The 18,752-nt window shown below is 60.3% G+C and carries 15 protein-coding genes; 6 read left to right on the forward strand and 9 right to left on the reverse strand.

Annotation, left to right across the window (positions count from 1 at the left end; all coding sequences use genetic code 11):
- Positions 1-10 precede the first annotated feature (10 nt).
- Positions 11-658, forward strand: coding sequence for a DUF4254 domain-containing protein (locus tag ACYVIA_RS19860; RefSeq protein WP_460843911.1), 648 nt, complete (start codon positions 11-13; stop codon positions 656-658).
- Positions 655-1,503: a glycosyltransferase family 2 protein gene (locus tag ACYVIA_RS19865; RefSeq protein ID WP_460843912.1), complete on the forward strand. Its 849-nt coding sequence runs from the start codon at positions 655-657 to the stop codon at positions 1,501-1,503. The genes ACYVIA_RS19860 and ACYVIA_RS19865 overlap by 4 nt, the downstream gene beginning before the upstream one ends.
- Here ACYVIA_RS19865 and ACYVIA_RS19870 read toward each other — a convergent pair.
- The 7 genes from ACYVIA_RS19870 to ACYVIA_RS19900 form a co-directional block, all read right to left on the reverse strand.
- Positions 1,489-2,553: a glycosyltransferase family 9 protein gene (locus tag ACYVIA_RS19870; protein ID WP_460843913.1), complete on the reverse strand. Its 1,065-nt coding sequence runs from the start codon at positions 2,551-2,553 to the stop codon at positions 1,489-1,491. The genes ACYVIA_RS19865 and ACYVIA_RS19870 overlap by 15 nt on opposite strands.
- Positions 2,554-2,710: 157 nt before the next feature.
- Positions 2,711-3,193 carry a dihydrofolate reductase gene (locus tag ACYVIA_RS19875; protein WP_460843914.1) on the reverse strand — a complete coding sequence of 161 codons (483 nt, stop codon included), beginning with the start codon at positions 3,191-3,193 and terminating at the stop codon, positions 2,711-2,713.
- Positions 3,193-3,987, reverse strand: a complete 795-nt coding sequence (locus ACYVIA_RS19880; RefSeq protein ID WP_460843915.1) for a thymidylate synthase — start codon at positions 3,985-3,987, stop codon at positions 3,193-3,195. Before ACYVIA_RS19880 ends, ACYVIA_RS19875 begins: the two co-directional genes overlap by 1 nt.
- Positions 3,988-4,057: 70 nt before the next feature.
- The gene (locus tag ACYVIA_RS19885) at positions 4,058-5,857 is read right to left on the reverse strand and encodes an ABC transporter transmembrane domain-containing protein (protein WP_460843916.1); all 1,800 of its coding nucleotides are present in this window, start codon (positions 5,855-5,857) and stop codon (positions 4,058-4,060) included.
- Positions 5,854-6,897, reverse strand: a complete 1,044-nt coding sequence (locus ACYVIA_RS19890; RefSeq protein WP_460843962.1) for a lipocalin-like domain-containing protein — start codon at positions 6,895-6,897, stop codon at positions 5,854-5,856. The genes ACYVIA_RS19885 and ACYVIA_RS19890 overlap by 4 nt, the downstream gene beginning before the upstream one ends.
- Before the next feature lie 101 nt (positions 6,898-6,998).
- On the reverse strand, positions 6,999-9,548 hold the full coding sequence (locus ACYVIA_RS19895; RefSeq protein WP_460843917.1) for an FtsX-like permease family protein: 2,550 nt from the start codon (positions 9,546-9,548) through the stop codon (positions 6,999-7,001).
- Positions 9,545-10,207, reverse strand: a complete 663-nt coding sequence (locus ACYVIA_RS19900) for an ABC transporter ATP-binding protein (protein ID WP_460843918.1) — start codon at positions 10,205-10,207, stop codon at positions 9,545-9,547. Before ACYVIA_RS19900 ends, ACYVIA_RS19895 begins: the two co-directional genes overlap by 4 nt.
- A gap of 159 nt (positions 10,208-10,366) precedes the next feature.
- Between ACYVIA_RS19900 and egtD the strand changes: the two genes are divergently transcribed.
- From egtD to senA, 3 genes are all read left to right on the forward strand, one after another.
- On the forward strand, positions 10,367-11,368 hold the full coding sequence (gene egtD, locus ACYVIA_RS19905) for an L-histidine N(alpha)-methyltransferase (RefSeq protein ID WP_460843919.1): 1,002 nt from the start codon (positions 10,367-10,369) through the stop codon (positions 11,366-11,368).
- Positions 11,369-12,613: an ergothioneine biosynthesis protein EgtB gene (egtB, locus tag ACYVIA_RS19910; RefSeq protein ID WP_460843920.1), complete on the forward strand. Its 1,245-nt coding sequence runs from the start codon at positions 11,369-11,371 to the stop codon at positions 12,611-12,613.
- Between the two features lie 164 nt (positions 12,614-12,777).
- Positions 12,778-13,965: a selenoneine synthase SenA gene (senA, locus tag ACYVIA_RS19915; RefSeq protein ID WP_460843921.1), complete on the forward strand. Its 1,188-nt coding sequence runs from the start codon at positions 12,778-12,780 to the stop codon at positions 13,963-13,965.
- 111 nt (positions 13,966-14,076) lie between these two features.
- Here senA and ACYVIA_RS19920 read toward each other — a convergent pair whose 3' ends face one another.
- Positions 14,077-15,474 (reverse strand): DEAD/DEAH box helicase, encoded by a 1,398-nt coding sequence (locus ACYVIA_RS19920; protein WP_460843922.1) that lies wholly within the window; start codon positions 15,472-15,474, stop codon positions 14,077-14,079.
- A gap of 342 nt (positions 15,475-15,816) precedes the next feature.
- A complete protein-coding gene (gene fabI, locus ACYVIA_RS19925; protein ID WP_460843923.1) occupies positions 15,817-16,599 on the reverse strand; it encodes an enoyl-ACP reductase FabI in 783 nt (260 codons plus the stop codon).
- A 342-nt stretch (positions 16,600-16,941) separates the two neighbouring features.
- Here fabI and ACYVIA_RS19930 point away from each other — a divergent pair, with 342 nt between their 5' ends.
- On the forward strand, positions 16,942-18,741 hold the full coding sequence (locus ACYVIA_RS19930) for an extracellular solute-binding protein (protein WP_460843924.1): 1,800 nt from the start codon (positions 16,942-16,944) through the stop codon (positions 18,739-18,741).
- The last annotated feature ends 11 nt before the right edge of the window (positions 18,742-18,752 follow it).

Here is an 18,752-nt window from a genome sequence, read left to right on the forward strand (position 1 = left end):
TCTGCCCGATATGAAGAAACTTCCTGATGCGTTATCGATCACAGAATTCCACGACAACAAACTGAGTAATCCTGCGTGGCTTGAGACGCCCGCCACAGAGGGCAAAGACATGTCGGCCGAGGCTTGCGGCACCGCATGGCATTGGATCGAAGTGAACCATCGATTCAATACGTTGCTCTGGAGTGAGGAAGACAAGGCAAGGCGTACCGACGTTGCAGACAGCGAGATCGCGGCCTGCAAACGCCTGATCGATCGTTACAACCAGCGGCGCAACGATGCGGTTGAATCGCTGGATGAAGCCATCCTCGCAACGCTCGCCGACTCTCCGTACGCGGAAGATGCGCGACTCAACAGCGAGACGGCCGGTTCGATGATCGACCGCCTCTCCATCCTGTCGCTGAAGATCCATCACATGCGGGAGCAGACCTATCGCATGGATGCGGGCGAGGACCACATCCGCAAGTGCCGCGACAAGTTGCATCGCCTGATGGCGCAGCGCGCCGATCTCTCATCCTGCCTGCAACGCCTGCTCGACGAGGCGAGGGCTGGCATGGCGTATTTCAAGGTCTACCGCCAGTTCAAGATGTACAACGACCCCGCACTGAATCCGTACCTGTACGTGCAACAGGCGGCAACGCGCCGGGAGGCGGCATCGTGACGGCGCGTCGTGAAATCGACGTGCTGATCCCGACCTGCAACCGTCCAAGCGCCCTGGCGGTGACGCTGACCGCATTGTTCGGGCAATGCTTCGATGGTTTTTCAGTTTTCATCTCCGACCAGTCGGAAGGGCAAAGTGTCTTTGATGCGCAGGAAGTGAAAGCACTGCTGCGTATCCTGCGCACCGGTGGGTGCGAAGTGCAGACCTTCACGAACCTGCCGCGCCGCGGGATGGCCGAGCAACGTGCCTTTTTGCTGTCGAAGGTGCGCGCACCCTATTGCCTGTTCCTCGATGATGACGTGGTGCTTGAGACAGACATGCTCGAACGCATGCACCGTGTGCTGACGGAGCAGGCATGCGGTTTCGTCGGCAGTGCGCTGCATGGCCTGAGCTTCATCGACGACATTCGCCCCCATCAGCAGCACATCGAATTCTGGGAAGGCAAAGTCTTGCCGGAAGTGGTCACGCCGGATAGTCCGGCCTGGGCGCGGCATCATCTGCACAGCGCGGCCAATCTCTACCATGTGCAGACCAAGCTCGGCCTGCGCGAAAGCGACACAAGGCTGTACCGGATTGCGTGGATTGGCGGCTGCGTGCTCTTCGATACCGAGAAGCTGCGTGCCTGCGGCGGATTCGATTTCTGGCCCGACCTGCCGGTAGAACATGCGGGCGAGGATGTTCTTGCGCAGCTGCGTGTCATGCAGCGCTATGGCGGTTGCGGCATGATCCCCTCCGGCGCCTATCACCTTGAATTGCCGACGACCGTACCGGTGCGCGAAGTGGATGCGCCAAAGGTATTGCCGATAGAAGCGGCACCTCCGGCGATGCCCTCAGTGGTACCTTGATGCTGCGTGGCGGGCGAGCAGGGCGCGCGCCTGTTGCAGTGCTTCGGCAGGTTTCGTGCCCTGGGGGTCGTGCACGCAGCGGTGCAGGTCGCGATCGACCGGCGCCCAGCGCTCCATGTCGGTGGCGGTGAAGATCACAACGCTCGGCAGCTTCAGCGCAGCGGCGATATGCGACACGCCGGTGTCATTGCACACCAAAAGGCGAGCGTGGCGCATCAAGGCGGCCATTGCGCCGATGGAGATGGGTGCCGCCGCGTCGATCGATTTTTCCTGCATATGCGCGGCGACCGTCGCAGTCAGGTCGGCTTCCTGGGCGGATCCGGTGAGCACGACAGGCAGGCCGGACTCGCGATGAAGCTGGTCGGCGACCTGAGCGAACTGTTGTGGCGCCCAGCACTTGGCGCGATTGCGTGCACCGGGATGTACGCAAATGTAATGCCCGGGTGTCAGGCCGAGGTTGAGTCCGCTCTGCTGCAGTTCCTGTTCGTCTTCTGCCTGCAGCGGAAACTCGAGCTCCGTGCCGAGTGGCTGTGCGCCAAGAAATTCCACCAGCCCGAGCAGCCGCTCCGGTTCCGTGCTTGTCTCTGGATACGCCATGAAGTGGGACTCGAGTCCCTCGTCATGGTGACGCGTGAATCCGGCGATGATCTCCGCGCCAAAATCCGCGGCGATGCGATTGCTGATCTCGCCGCTGCCGTGCAACTGCAAAACCACGTCGAATTCCTGCGCTCGCATGGCTTGGTAAAAATCGGGCACAAGCTCCTCGCGCAAGGGCTGCTCCGGCAGCTCCGGATGCCCCGGAAAGGCGATGAAATCGTCGATATAGCGCGCGAAACGGCGGGCAAACTGTTGCGCCCACGGTAATCCGACCAAGGTAATGTTTGCCAGCGGAAGGGCAGCGCGCAAGGCACGCAGGGCGGGTATCGCACACAGCATGTCGCCCAGCTGCAGGGCACGAAATACAGCGACTTTCCTGATGTGGGGTTGGTGCAGCAACAACGGGAAAGGCAGGGAACGGCCTGGTACTGCAAGACTGACGTCAAATGTCACAGTCGATTTCTCCGGAAAACGTTTCCTGGTGATCCAGGATGCAAATTTCCGGAGGAGGATGCAGATTTTATGCCTGTCCACCCGTGGGGCAAGGATGGGCAGACAGACAGGGCGGGCGGGACAGGCGGGTAACGGTCAGCGCGAAGATACAGGCGGATCAGTGACGCTCGTAGATAACGAACGCGTAGTCAAGATCCTGCGTGTCGGAATGGTGCTGTTCCCGCGAAACTTCTTTCCAGTGCTGTGGGTCGATAGCGGGAAAAAATGCATCGCAGTTGAAAGTCTTGCTGATCTCCGTGACGATCAGCCGGTCGGTCTTCGGCAGGATCTCCGCGTAAATTTGCGCACCGCCGATCACGTGCGCGGGCGTGTCGCCGACCAGCGCGATTGCCGCATCGATCGATGTCACCACTTCCACGCCGTCATGTTTCCAGCCGGGGTTGCGCGTGACGACGATGTTGCGGCGGTTGGGAAGCGGGCGTCCGATGGAGTCGAAGGTCTTGCGGCCCATGATGATCGGATGCCCGGACGTCACTCGCTTAAAGTGGGCGAGGTCTTCCGGCAGGCGCCATGGCAGCGTGTTGTTGATGCCGATGCCACCCTTGGCATCGGTCGCAACGACGATGGTGAGGTGCGCCATTAGACAGCCACCGGTGCTTTGATATGCGCGTGGGACTGGTAATCCGTGATCTCGAAATCGTCGAACTTGTAATCGAATATCGAGTCCGGCTTGCGCTTGATGACCAGCTTGGGCGACGGGAACGGCGTGCGCGACAGTTGTTCCTGCACTTGCTCCATATGGTTGGAATACAAGTGGCAGTCGCCGCCGGTCCAGATGAATTCACCGACGTCGAGGCCAGTCTGTTGCGCCATCATGTGCGTGAGCAATGCATACGACGCAATGTTGAATGGCACGCCGAGGAAGATGTCGGCACTGCGCTGGTACAGCTGGCAGGACAGCTTGCCATCGGCGACGTAGAACTGGAAGAACGCATGGCAGGGTGGCAGCTTCATCTGCGGAATATCGGCCACGTTCCATGCCGACACGATCAGGCGGCGGGAATCCGGATTGTTCTTGATCTGGTCGACGACCTGCGCGATCTGGTCGATATGCTGGCCGTTCGGTGCCGGCCAGGAGCGCCACTGGTAGCCATAGATCGGGCCGAGGTTGCCGTTCTCGTCCGCCCACTCGTCCCAGATCGATACGCCGTTCTCTTTCAGGTATTTCGTGTTGGTGGAGCCGGCGAGGAACCAGATCAGCTCATGGATGATGGACTTCAGGTGCAGCTTCTTGGTGGTCACCAGGGGAAAGCCCTGCTGCAGGTTGAAACGCATCTGGTAGCCGAACACCGAGCGGGTGCCGGTGCCGGTGCGGTCGGTTTTTTCGGTGCCATGTTCGTACACATGGCGCATGAAGTCGAGGTATTGGCGCATGGAGTTGTTTTCCGTTGAATCGCGCTATTCTAAAGGAAGCCGTGATCCCAAGGTCAGGTGTTCGTTCCGGTCAGGATTGTGAAAACTGCAACGCGGCGAGGCTGGCGTACAGGCCGCCCTTGGCCACCAGCGATGCATGCGTGCCGCTTTCCACAATGCGGCCGTGTTCCATCACAATGATGCGGTCGGCACTCTGCACCGTTGCCAGCCGGTGCGCGATGACCAGCGTCGTGCGTCCTTCCATCGCGACCTCCAAAGCGCCTTGTACCAACCGCTCGGATTCCGCATCCAATGCACTGGTGGCCTCGTCCAGCAACAACAACGGCGGATTCTTCAACAGCGCGCGGGCAATCGCGATGCGCTGGCGTTGACCGCCTGACAAGCGCACGCCGCGCTCGCCCAGGAATGACTGGTATCCCTGCGGCAGGCGCTCGATGAATTCATGCGCGGCAGCGAGCTTTGCCGCGGCAATGACTTCCTCGTCTGTAGCGTCGGCGCGCCCGTAGCGGATGTTTTCCAGCGCGTTATCGGAAAAGATGATGGTGTCCTGTGGCACGACGCCGATCGCACCGCGTAGCGTTTCAAGATCGAGGCATCGGATATCGATCCCGTCCAGCAGGATGCTGCCAAGCCGCGGATCATAGAAACGCAACAGTAGCTGAAACAAGGTTGTCTTTCCGGCACCGGACGGGCCGACGACGGCAACCGTTTCACCGGGACGGATGTCCAGCGAGAGGTCGATCAGCGCAGGCGAGTCCGGCCGGGAAGGGTAGTGGAAGGTGACGTGCTGCAGCGTCAACGACGCGCCATTGTCAGTGCGCGGCGGTAGCGCTATCGGTTGCGCCGGCGACTGGATGGGGGAGCGCACGGACAGCAGTTCCAGCAGGCGCTCGGTCGCCCCGGCTGCACGCTGCGCTTCGCCCAGCACTTCCGACAACGCGCCGATCGCGCCGGCAACCAGTGCCGCATACAGGATGAACTGCCCCAGTTCGCCGGTGGTCATGCTGCCCTTGATCACTTCATGCGCGCCCAGCCACAGCACGAACACGATCGCGCCAAACACCAGCAGGATCGCGACCACCGTCAGCAGCGAGCGCGCGCGGATGCGCTGCATCGCGGTGCCGAAAGCACGTTCAACCGATTCACCGAAACGTTGCGACTCCAGGCTTTCATGCGTGTAAGCCTGTACCGTTGGCATGGCATTCAGGATTTCGCCTGCCAGGGCCGACGCATCCGCAACACGATCCTGCGAAGCGCGCGACAGCCGGCGCACGCGGCGGCCGAAGAACACGATGGGCAGCACCACGCCGGCAAGCATCACGACAATGATGGCTGACAGCTTTGCACTGGTGACGAACAGCATCACGAGTCCGCAGACAAACAACAGCATGTTGCGCAAGGCCAGCGAGATGCTGGTGCCGACCAGCGCCTGGATCAGCGTCGTATCGGTGGTGAGGCGCGACAGCACTTCGCCGGTCTGCGTGGTTTCGAAGAACTGCGGACTCTGCGTGACGACATGGCGGTAGACAGCGCTGCGCAGGTCGGCAGTGACGCGCTCGCCCAGCCAGGACACCATGTAAAAGCGTGCAGCCGTGGCAAGGGCAAGCACGCACGCAACCCCAAACAGTGCAATGAAATAGCGGTCGATATGCGCGCTCTCGGCAAGCTCCGGCACGCCGGTGGCACCGCCGAAGCCGACGTCGATGATCTGGCGGAATGCATAGGGAATAGCCAGCGTTGCCGCAGCCGCAATGACCAGCGCGATGCCGGCGAGCGCGAACTGCTTCTTGTACGGTACAAGGAAACGCAGCAATCCCTTGAGCGTTGCCAGGCTGCTTTTTTGTTGTTCTCTCGATGCGGGTGTGCTCATAGTTTCAGTGGTTTTACGTATCCCGTCAGTTCCAGATAGCCGCGGCCGACCCGCCTGCCGTCCTGCGTAAGCGTGACCGCGCCTTCCCAATAAACCGACCCTGTCGACTGGCGCGAGTCGAGTTCCTGGTCGTCCTGCAACGGCGTCAGCTGCCATGCCATGTCGCCTGCTGCGATCTGCACCTCGACGGGATAGCTGGCATTGGTGCGCGGCGAGCGCCAGCTGCGTTGCAGCATGAATCGCACCTGGCCGGGACCAAACTGGGTAACGCGGCCATTCCTGTCGCGCAGCGCCGCATGGGACCAGAGCGTCGCGCCGTCCTTGCCACGGATACGGAAGGCCACCAGCGCGGCGCCGTCATCCAGGTTTGCGCCCACCCAGTCCCAGCCGGCCGCCTCCGGATCCAGCACGCTGGTCGACCATTCATGGTCGAGCCATGCGCTGCCGGTGATCTTCAACGGCTTTCCTTCGCGAGTCACTGTGCCGGTCACTTGCAGATGTGGCTCGCTGTAGTAGTAGCTCGCCTGCTCGGGTCTTGGTCCCTTGCGCGAAAATCCATTCTCACCCTGCAGCATCGGCGGTTGGGACGGCGTGAGATTGAATTCCAGCGTGAACTCTTTCGCCGCCACGCGTGTGCGGTACGCATTCCCGTTGCGGACCAGATGCCACGCGTCGAGCTTTACATCGGTGTTGCCTTCCTTCGCATAAGCCACGCCGAATCCCTCGCGTGCACTGCGCTGGTCATGCAGGAGTTTGCCCACGGAAGGATCGGACAGGGCGGCATGCGCAATGATCAGCTGCTTCGGTGCGAAGCTGCTCGGATTGTCGCGGTCGTGTTCGGTCGCGGAGCGGAAAAAGGTGATCTGGAAGCCGAGCGGCTTCTTGTCGGGTGTTTCGAGCCAGCCCGTCACATACCACCACTCGGTCCGGAAATCCGGATGGGAACCAAAGTCGTGCGGAAAGGATAGCGGCCTTCCCGGCGTGACATTGGCGAGCTGGGGCGGGGCTGCGAATACCATCGCCGCACTTAACCAGAGCATGAGAACGAGCAGGGCTGCCACTATGTTGCCCCGCTCGGATTGCACGCTAGCGCCGTGGCCCATGGTTGATTCTTCGCTTCGTGCAGTTGTCGCGTACATGTTCACCAGTCCTCCTTTACCGCCCGCACGGCATCACCGGAGACCGCATACCGTCCGGACACCAGCGCGGTCAACGACGCGGCGACCAGCATCACGGCAGCTACGGTTGCCAGCAGCGTCCATGGCAAATGCAACTGCATCGTCCAGTGAAACGATTGTGGATTGACGACAAAAACCAGGATAAGACTGATCGCCCCGCCGATCAGGAAGCCGGCCGCGACACCGAGCAGCGCCAGCATTCCGCCCTCGGCGGCCAGCATTTCCATGATCTGCCGGCGGGTGACGCCGATATGCCGCAGCATGCCGAATTCCTTGGCGCGGGCAAGTGTTTGTGCGGAAAAGGTCGCGGCCACGCCGAACAGCCCGATGACAATCGCAACGACTTCCAGCAGATAGGTGACCGCGAAACTGCGGTCGAAGATGCGCAGGCTGGTGGCGCGGATCTCGCCCGGCTCCGCGAATTCGAGTGCCGAGCCGAACGGCAGCTGCCTCAGTGACGCAGTCACTTTCTCCGCCGTAAAACCGGATGCCAGCCATAGTGCGGCATCGTTGACTTCCATGTCGCCGGTTAATTCACGGTAGTCGGACAGGCGCATCTGGATTGCGCCCGATTGCCGCGCGTAATCGCGCCAGATACCGGCGACAAAGAATTTCCGTGCCTTGCCGCCCAGTGAAAACTGTACTGAGGTACCCAGTCGGTAGCCATACAGGTCAGTCATCGCCTCCGACACCCACACCGGCACGCTCCCCGGTGGAATGCGGTCGACCGGAAGCGCATCTTCGGCCAGCGGCAGCGTGCGAGCCGGATCGGAGACCTCAATCGGCCGTGCAATCAACGCCACGGGAGGCCGGCCCGGATCGAGCACCAGTTGCGTCGACCGCAGGAAGTCAGCACGCAGGATGCCCGGTGCAGCCTTGATTCGCTCCTGGTCGATCCGCGACAACGACCCGGTGTTGCCCGATGCCGCAGAGCGCAGATATAAATCCGCGGGGAGCACGCGCGCCAGCCAGTCGTCGACCGAGGTGCGGAAGCTGGCCACCATGATCGCCATCGCGACCATCAGGCTGAAGCTCGACAGCACGCCGCCTAGCGCAATGGAGGCCTGGTTCGGTGCGTTTGCCAGTCTTGCCAGCGACAAGGTCGCCACTGCGCCTGCCTTCCGCTGGTTTCGCTGTCCGGCTTTTGCGGAAAGCGACGAGAAGACCATGGCCGCGAGGCGAGGCATAAGGCCAATGCCGCCGATCAGCAGTAGCGCGATGGCGATATAGCCGAAGACTGGCAGTTCAAACAGGGGCGGCATTTGTGTGAGCGCCGCGCCGATGATGATGCACGCCAATGCCGGCCACGGTGTGGCGAGCCTTCTCAAGGCAACGTCTTCGCTGCCTGACTTGAGTGCCTGCGCCGGCTTCGCGCGAGCAGCTTCCCAGGCCGGTCCGGCACAGCCGAGCAATGCGGCTAGCATGCCGAGAGTGAAGAAAACTGCAGCCGCAGCGGGTGAAAACTGCACGGTAGGCTGCACGCCAGGAAAGTAACCGCCACCCAGATCACCGCCGAAGAAGCGCAAGGCCACGGCGGCCATCGCATAGCCGCCGGCCAGCCCGAGAATGGAACCGATGACGCCGAGGCTCGCGCCTTCGCCGAGGATCTGCGCCAGCACGCGCTTGCGCGTCATGCCCATCACACGCAGCAGTGAAAGCTGGCTGCGTCGCCGGATCACCGACAGTGCCTGTGTGGAAAACACCAGGAATCCGCCGGTAAAGAGTGCGACCAGTGCCAGCACGTTCAGGTTCACGCGGTAGGCACGCGACATGTTGGCGGTGCGCGCTTCCTGGTCCGCGGTTTCGGTCACGAGATGCTGCGGTTGCAGCTCCTTTGCAAGTGCCGCCTTGAACGCATTACGATCCACGCCGGCAGTCAGCTGCAGGTCGATGCGCGACAAGCGTCCAAGCCGCTGGAACCTCCATTGCGCCGCGCCAATGTCCATGACGGCGATGCGCTGCCCGGCGCGCGCACGCACCAGCCCGCCAGCAACACGTAGTGTCACGGCATCCGTTCCTGCCTGCAGTTGCAGCCGGTCTCCCTGCCCGACACGCAACCATTCCATCGCCGCCGGCGACAGGAAAACGGCATCGTCCGCCAGCATGTCGTATGGCCGGTCTTCGGCCGGTATGCCGATCAGGTCCGGTGCGATGGCTCCTGCACGAAATACATCGATGCCGAGAACCTTCAACGCACCGTTCTGCCCCGGCAATGCGGCATCCACTTCCAGCACCGGGCTGGCGATCGCGACACCCTCACGCTGCGCGAGTTTCCCGTACAAGGATTCGTCGAAATAGGGCTGTGCTCCGCGCACTTGCAGGTCCGCCTGCCCGGAAAGGCTCTTGATTGCGCCGGAGAACTCGTTGTAAGCCGCGGAATTAATGAGGTGAATGGCAAAACCGAGCGCCACGCCCAGCGCAATGGCCAGTACTGCCACCAGCGTGCGCACCGGATGGGCGCGCCACTCGCCCAGCGTCAGCCAGCGTGATAGGAGGACAGAGGCGTAATTCATCCTCGCGGCAGTTCCATCGGCTGCAGGCCGGCTTTGGTCAGCAGCAGCGTACGGTCTGCCGTCGCGGCGGCTGCCGGTGAATGGGTCACGATGATGGCGGTCGCGCCGTTGGACTTGATCTCGTTGCGCAACAGCAGCAACACCTCATGCGCGGTATCGGGATCGAGATTGCCGGTCGGCTCGTCTGCAAGCAGGAGCTTGGGACGGTGCACCAGTGCACGCGCAATCGCGACGCGCTGCAATTCGCCGCCGGACAATTGGCGCGGGAAGTCCTGCTCCCGCCCCTGCAAGCCGACCGCAGCCAGCATCTCCGTTGCGCGCTGTGGTACTTCGCCGTTGAGCAAGAGGGGCAGGGCAACATTCTGCGCCAGCGTCAGGTGCGGCAGCACATGGAAAGCCTGGAAGATGAAGCCGAACTTCTCTCGCCGCAAGGCCGTCGCGCCGTCGTCATCCAGTGCAGACATCGAGACGCCATCGATGACGATCTCGCCGGCGTCCGGCGAGTCGAGCCCGGCGATCAGGTTGAGCAAGGTCGACTTGCCGACGCCGGACTCGCCCATGATGGCGACGTATTCCCCGTCTTCAATACGGTAACTCAGGCCATGTAATACGCGCCTGCCGTTGGGATAGGACTTGCTCAGATTGCGCAGCTCTAGCATTGCCTCAAGACAGTGAGCCTTCAAACGCAACAATGCATGTGCGCAATAAGCTTTCGAAGGCGAGATCGGTTGCCGGCTGCAAAGTGGCGTGCCGGAAAAAGTATCGGGAAGCGTGGTTCTCGCTTGTGACGCCTCAAGGACCATCCGAACCACGCGCCTATGATAGCTAAAATTTGCCAACCAAATCGGCAGTGCCCGACTGACATCTTGCAAACCGGATTCCTCCAGCTCTATCGCAAGAACACCGATGCCATCCGCGCAGAACTCAGTGCAGGGCTGCTTGCACCCCATGCCCATACGTCGCCCAAGTATCTCTACGATGCGCTCGGCTCCAAACTGTTTTCCGCAATCTGCGAACTGCCCGAGTACTACCCGACGCGCACCGAGGCGGCGATCTTCGAGCAGCACCTGGTCGACATTGCCAGGTCAACAGGGAAGGGATCGACGCTGATTGACCTTGGCGCAGGCAATTGCGAGAAGGCAGAGCGCCTGTTCCATGCCCTGCAGCCGGCGCAGTATGTGCCGATCGATATTTCCGTCGAATTCCTGCGCGAGGCGGTCGAATACCTGCGATACCGTTATCCGCACATCAGGATGTGCGGACTCGGCATGGATTTCTCGGAATCGCTCGACTTGCCGGAAACATTACGCCGAGAGCGCCGGCTGTTTTTCTATCCCGGTTCATCGATCGGCAATTTTTCCCCGGACCAGGCGGCGGCATTCCTCGCCCGCATTCGGGATGCCTGCAATACAGATGGCGGGCTGCTGATCGGCGTCGACTTGTTGAAGGGAACGGACATTCTCCATCCAGCCTATGACGATGCGATCGGTCTCACGGCGGCCTTCAATCTGAATCTGCTGCGGCACCTCAACGCCTTGCTCGGCACGGATTTCAATGCGCGGGACTGGCATCATCGCTGCTGTTTCAACCACGAAGAAAGTTGTATTGAAATGCACCTCGATGCCGTCCGCGATGTGACGGTGCGCTGGGAAAGCGGTGAGCGGCGCTTCCGCCAAGGGGAAAGCATTCATACTGAAAGCAGCTACAAGTACAGCAGGGAAAAATTCCTTCAGCTGCTCGAGCGCGCGGGGTTCAGCCAGGTTCGCACCTGGACCGATCCGAAGCAGTGGTTTATGGTGTGTCACGCGCGTGCCGGATGAATGAAGATGGCGCAGTCAACCGAAATGATGAAGCCTTCCTATCGCACGGTGCGCAGCCAATCTGTCGCGCTGGCCCGGCCACTGTCAGAGGAAGACTGCTGTGTGCAGTCGATGGCTGACGCCAGCCCCGTCAAATGGCATCTGGCGCACACGACGTGGTTCTTTGAAACGTTCATTCTCGAGCGATATGAAGCCGGCTTCCGGCCGTTCCATCCTGCGTTTCGCGTGCTGTTCAACTCCTATTACAACGGCGTCGGCGAAAAGCACCCGAGGCCGCAACGCGGCATGCTGACTCGGCCGTCACTCGGCGAGGTGCTTGCGTACCGCCGCAACGTGGACGAGCGCATCGAGGAGCTTCTTGCGCGGTGCGACGATGAAAAATTGCAGTCGCTGATGGAGACCGGTCTGCAACACGAGCAGCAGCATCAGGAGTTGTTGTTGACGGACGTTAAGCATCTGTTGTCGATGAATCCCTTGTTTCCGGCGTATTCGACGTCGACGCTGGAACCGGGCGGACATGCGGACGCCATGGCGTGGAGATTCTTCGACGCCGGCATTGTCGAGATCGGGCATGCGGGCACGGGGTTTTGCTTCGATAATGAAATGCCGCGCCATCGTCAATTTCTGGAACCGTACCTGCTTGCGTCGCGTCAGGTAAACAACGGCGAGTACCTGGCGTTTATCGAGGACGGCGGTTATGCCAATCCTGCGCACTGGCTGTCAGAGGGATGGGACTGGGTGCAGACCAACCACGTCACACACCCGATGTACTGGCACCGCGATGCGTCCGGTTGGAAGGAATTCACCCTGCATGGCTTGCAGTCTCTCGACTTGAACCGGCCGGCCACGCATATCTCGTTCTTTGAAGCTGACGCCTATGCCCGCTGGTGCGGAGCGCGCCTTTGCACCGAGGCGGAATGGGAGCACGCCGCTGCAGCGGCCGAGGATTTCGGTACGCACGCGCTGCATCCTGCCGCACCCGGGCCGCAGCAGGCGGACGGCCTGTATCAACTCTTCGGCGCGAACTGGCAATGGACCCTCAGCAGTTATTCTCCCTATCCGGGATACCGTGCCGCCGACGGTGCGCTTGGCGAATACAACGGCAAGTTCATGGCCAATCAGTATGTGCTGCGTGGGTCGTCATGCGCGACACCGGATGGACACGCGCGGTCCACGTACCGTAATTTCTTTCCGGCCACGGCACGTTGGCAGTTTTCCGGCATTCGCCTCGCCAGGAGTTGCTGACAGGGCTGCGCTGGCGGGCTTCCCTCAGGAAGGCGGAAAACAACAGGATGCAAGCGCCTGGCCGGAGGCAGTCCCTCCTTTTGTCGATCTCTGAGCGGTATTGGCTTTTCCTGGAGCGGAATCGATAATGGCAAAGCTCGATACCTGCTTACCGGATATTCCTGATGAATTTTTCTTTCCGAACAGCCGCGCCGAATGAGCTGGCTGCTGCGCTGCAGGATGCGAGGGACTACACGCTGGCGCTGATGGATTGTTTTGCCGCAGCCGGGATGGATGCAGCCAGCAATGTGCCGGTCCTTCCCCATATCAATCCGCCGCTATGGGAACTGGGACACATCGCCTGGTTCGCAGAGTGGTATGTGTTGCGCGAAGCGCAGTCCAGCGACCCTGCCTCCGCACAGCGCACGTCCATGCTCACCAAGGGAGACGACTGGTTTGATGCGAACACCGTGCCTCACCGCACACGGTGGAAGCTCGATTTGCCCAGTACCGGTGCGCTCAAGACGTATTGCCGCGAAGTGCTCGACCGCGTGCTCGATAAGCTGAGCCGCGTAAAGAACGAGCACGCCGACCTGTATCCCTACCGGCTTGTATTGGCCTATGAGGACATGCGCGGGGAGGCTCTTGCGCACACGCTCCAGACGCTCAGCGTCATGCCGCCGAGGCAGCTTGCCAACCAGGAAATCGCCTCTTGGGCGCAAGGCGAGATTCGCTTTCCTGGAGGCACTTTCCAGCAGGGGAGCACGCCGGATGCGGGTTTCGTATTCGATAACGAGAAATGGGCGCATTCCTGCTACGTGCCACCGTTCGAGATGGACTCGACACTTATCTCGAATGTGCAGTACAGCGAGTTTGTAGCCGATGGCGGCTACGAGAAACCGCAATTCTGGACTGCCGCCGGGCTGAACTGGCTGATGGCACAAGGCCACTCCGCACCGCGCGACTGGCTGCGAGAAGGACGGCACTGGCGTTGCCAGCGCTTCGGCAAGCTGATCGCGCTGCCTGCCAATGAGCCGGTACGCCACGTGAACCTTTTCGAAGCACAGGCCTACTGCCGCTGGGCCGGGCGTCGCCTGCCGACAGAAGCCGAATGGGAATATGCTGCGTTGTCCGGTCATCCGGCACTGCGCTGGGGCGACCTGTGGGAGTGGACTTCTACGCCGTTCGAGCCGTACCTGGGGTTTTCACCCGATGCGTACCGGCAGTATTCGGAACCGCATTTCATGTCGCATCAGGCGGTTCGCGGCGCGTCGTTTGCGACCCGGCTGCGCATGCGTTCCCCGCGATTTCGCAATTTCTATCTGCCGGAACGCAACGACATGTTCGTCGGTTTCCGAACCTGTGCGCTGTAACGGGTACGAAGAGGAAAAAAGAAGGGAAAGAGGAAATAAAAAAGCCGCTCCGGGATCCCGGAGCGGCTTTTCATTTTTTCCGGCCGTTTTTCCAGCCTGTCTGACTGACGATCAGCGGTCGCCGTAGGAGCGGCGTCCACCGCCGTTGTCACCGAAATGGGAGCTCTTGCTGAAACCACCCGACTTGCGCGGCGCGCCCGGCTTGCTGAAGGTACGCTGCCCCGGCTTGCTGTTGCTGCGATTGTCGCCCGGTTTCCAGCCGCCCGGCTTGCGGGCGCTGCGCGGTGCGGAAGCTGCCTTCTTCGGCTCGAAGCCTTCGATGACATCGACCGGAATCAGTTGCTTGGTAAAGCGTTCGATCCGCTTGATGTTCATGTTTTCCGAGTGATTCACCAGCGAAATTGCCTGGCCATTGCGCCCTGCGCGGCCGGTACGACCGATACGGTGGACGTAATCCTCCGGGAATTTCGGCAGGTCGTAGTTCACCACGTGCGTGATGCCGGGCACGTCGATGCCGCGCGCAGCCACGTCGGTTGCCACCAGCACGCGAACCTGGCCGCGACGCAGTGCGTCCAGCGTACGGTTACGCGCGCCCTGATGCATATCACCATGCAGCGCAGCGGCCGCAAAGCCGGCGATGTTCAGGCGGTCAGCGATGGTGTCAGCGTCACGTTTGGTTGCGGTAAACACGACTGCCTGATCGAGCGACGAATCGCGCAGCAAGTGGTCGAGCAGGCGATTCTTGTGCGACAGGTCATCCACGAAATGCACGCGCTGCTGAATGTTTTCATGCTTGGTCGCGGCACTGTTGATCTGGATTACCAGCGGATCGCGCGTAATGCGCTTGGCCATGCTGCCAACCACACCGTCAAGCGTGGCGGAAAACAGCATCGTCTGGCGCGATTCCGGCGTCGCTTCAACAATCTTTTCGATGTCCTCGATGAAGCCCATGTCCAGCATACGGTCCGCTTCGTCCAGCACCAGGATTTCCAGTTGCGAGAAGTCGATCTTGCCGGACTCCATATGGTCGATCAGGCGGCCCGGCGTGGCGACCAGGATCTCCGGATTTTTCGCCAGCAGTTGCATCTGTTTCGGATACGGCATGCCGCCAAGAATCGAGACCGCGCGTACACGGCGCAAGTTGGTGCCGTACTTGGCAGTTGCGGTGGTAACTTGCAGTGCCAGTTCACGGGTTGGCGTCAATACCAGCATCTTCGGCTGTGCAGGCTGGAAGCGCGGACGCTCGCCGCGTGAACGTGCGGACTGGCGTTCCTGATTGGCGGTCTTGCCGCCCGGCTGGGCCGATTGTTCAGCCAGCGCGAACTTGTGCAGTGCCGGCAGCATGAATGCAGCCGTCTTACCCGAACCGGTTTGCGAGGACACCATCAGGTCGCGGCCTTGCATTGCCGCGGGAACCGCTTGTTCCTGTACCGGGGTCGGTTTGGTATAGCCGGCTTCTGTCAGTGCTTTCAGAATGGACGTGTGCAGGCCTAGTGCTTCAAAAGTCATTGAGTCTCTTTCGTAAATTACAACGCCGCGACCGCACTCATTGCAGGTGCACAGACGTAGATGAAAAGGCAACGCCAACCAACGAAACAGCTGAGAAAAACTCTGAGAGATTTCGGCACAAAAGCTTTGCGCCGGGACGGTGTCTTAACAGATGACACCAAAAGGCGGGAGGGCTTTATCGTTTATTGCTAAAGGGTTTGCGATGCTGCGATATGCATGCTTGTTGCGATGCACAGCGGCGCATTATACAGACGAATCAGATTCACTGCAGCGGAATTTCGTGCGGTGCAAAAAGAACAAGCCTGCAGGGCGGTCGTGCCGTCCTGCAGGCTGCGGGAGTGATTACTCTTCCGGTGCGTACATCACGTGCGAGAAGCCACCGTCGACATAGGTGATCTCGCTGGTGATGCCTGCGGAGAGGTCGGACAGGAGGAAGGCGGCCGTATTGCCGACGTCTTCGATCGTGATATTGCGGCGCAGCGGTGCATGTGCTGCGACGATGCCCAGCAATTTGCTGAAATCCTTGATGCCGGACGCCGCAAGGGTCTTGATCGGGCCGGCGGAGATACCGTTGACGCGAATACCCTTCGGGCCGAGCGATTCGGCCAGGTAGCGCACGCTGGCTTCCAGCGATGCCTTGGCCAGGCCCATCGTGTTGTAGTTCGGCGTGACGCGCACGGCACCCAGGTAGGTCAGCGTCAGCAGGGAGGAATTCGGGCGCAGCAGCGGCAGTGCAGCCTTGGCCATAGCCGGGAAGCTGTAGGCGGAGATGTCCTGTGCAATATGGAAGGCTTCGCGCGACAGGCCGTCGAGGAAATCGCCGCCGATTGCTTCACGCGGAGCAAAGCCGATCGAATGCACCATCCCGTCCAGGCGGTCCCATGACTTGCCGAGATCGGTGAAGAGGGCGTTGATCTGCTCGTCACTGCTGACGTCGCAGTCGAACACGAGCTTGCTGCCAAACTCTTGCGCAAAATCGGTAATACGGTCTTTGAAGCGTTCCCCGACATAGGTAAATGCCAGTTCGGCGCCTTCACGTTTGCAGGCTTGCGCGATGCCATATGCGATGGAACGATTGGACAACAGTCCGGTAATCAGGATTTTTTTGCCTTGCAGGAATGCCATGAATGACTCCAAATGGTTTTATCGTATTTTATCGCTTTACAGGGCGACGACGACCTGTGGCAAGCATGAGCCGCGAGAAGTACGCCATTTTTGGGCGCTTTCCGGAGCTCAATTTTTAAACTCGGCAAGATTGTAGGGGCGCTTGATTCTTAGGGCAACTCTTTGCTGATTGTTCCGAGTATGGGAAAGATCAATTCTATTGAGTAGGCGACATGGTAAAACGGCAGACCGATTTACCAGTCGGCAAGAAAACATTAATGAAATATAAATTCCGAAGACCCTTTCGGTACAATAGCCCGACTTTGCTTTCCGCTTGTCAGCAGACCTTTATTTCATGGCCGAATGCGTAAATATCTCTTACCGTTTCTACTCGTTGGCTTGATTCAATATAGTGGCAGCGTTTTTGCGGCGCATGCATTCTCGCTGTATGACACGCCCAAGTATCCGGCCGGTTTCAAGCATTTCGACTACGTCAACCCGGACGCGCCGCGTGGAGGCGAATTGTTCCTCGCCAACCCTGACCGTCGCACCAGTTTCGACAAGTTCAATCCCTTCTCGCTGAAAGGCGTAGCGGCCGCCGGCGTATCCAACCTGATGTTCGAGACGCTTGCGGTGACCTCCGCCGACGAAGTGGCAACGATGTATGGACTGCTTGCGGAAGACATGCAGCTCGCGCCGGACCGGATGTCGATGACGTTCCGTCTCAATCCGAAGGCACGCTTCAATAATGGGGATCCGGTGACCGCTGCGGACGTCAAGCATTCCTACGACAGCCTGATTGCCAAAGGGGCGCCGCAGTTCAAGATCATCTTCGCGGATGTGAAGCAATGCGTGGTTGTCGACGAGCGTACCGTTCGTTTCGATTTCAAGACGCTCAACCACGAGCTGCCGTTGATTGTCGGTGGCGTACCCGTGTTCTCAAAGAAATGGGGCGCCAGCACCTCGTTCGACAAGATTCAGCTGGAGCCACCGATTGCCAGCGGGCCGTACCTGATCGACCGCTATAACGTTGGCCGCTCGATTGTTTACAAGCGCGATCCGAACTACTGGGCAAATGACGTTCCCTCGCGCCGCGGCATGCATAACTTCGAGCGCATCCACTACCGCTTCTACAAGGACGATGTTGCCCGCCTCGAGGCATTCAAGGCCGGCGAGTTTGATGTCGTCGTCGAATACAGCGCAAAGAACTGGGCACGCGCATATACCGGACCAAAGTTCCGGAGCGGCGAGATCATCAAGCGCGAGCTCCAGCACTCGAATGGCGCAGGCATGCAGGGTTTCATGATGAACCTGCGCCGCCCGCAATTTGCCGATGTGCGCGTACGGAAGGCAATCGGGCTGGCGCTCGACTTTGAATGGATGAGCCGCCAGCTGTTCTACGGTCAGTACAAGCGCATCTATTCCTACTTCAATAATAGTGAGCTGGCTGCCACCGGCATGCCAACGCCCGAAGAATTGAAACTGCTGGAGCCCTTACGTGCGAAGCTCGATCCCGTCGTGTTCGGCGCGGCCCCGGTGCCACCGTCTACCGATCCACCGTCGTCGCTGCGCGCTAACCTGCTGCAAGCCAAGGCGCTGCTCAAGGAAGCAGGCTGGGACTACAAGGACGGTGCATTGCGCAATGCCAGGGGCGAGCCCTTTGTCCTGGAAATCATCGACGACCAGGGGGCGATGTCACGCATCATCAGCGTCTTTGTACGCAACCTGCAAAAGCTGGGGATCCAGGCGAACCAGCGCACGGCGGACTATGCACTGATCCAGCGGCGCATGGATGAGTTCGACTTCGACATGACAAGCATTAACTTCGGCGCATTCATCAGTCCGGGAAATGAGCTGTTCGACCGCTTCGGCTCGGCAGCAGCGGATGAAAAAGGATCCAGCAATGTCTGGGGCCTGAAGGATCCGGCCGTGGACAAGCTGGTGGAGGCTGTGGTGCACGCCACTACCTGGAAGGACCTGGTCAGCGCATCGCGCGCCCTGGACCGGGTGCTGCTGCACAAATACCTGGCGGTGCCGCATTGGTACTCTGGCACGCATCGGGTAGCCTACCGCAACCGCTTCGGCATTCCCGACACCGTACCGAAGTACTATCAGGCCGATCCCTACGTGATCTCCACCTGGTGGGAAAAGAACCCCCGATAAGACGAGAGGCA

It is taken from the genome of Noviherbaspirillum agri, assembly GCF_054780595.1.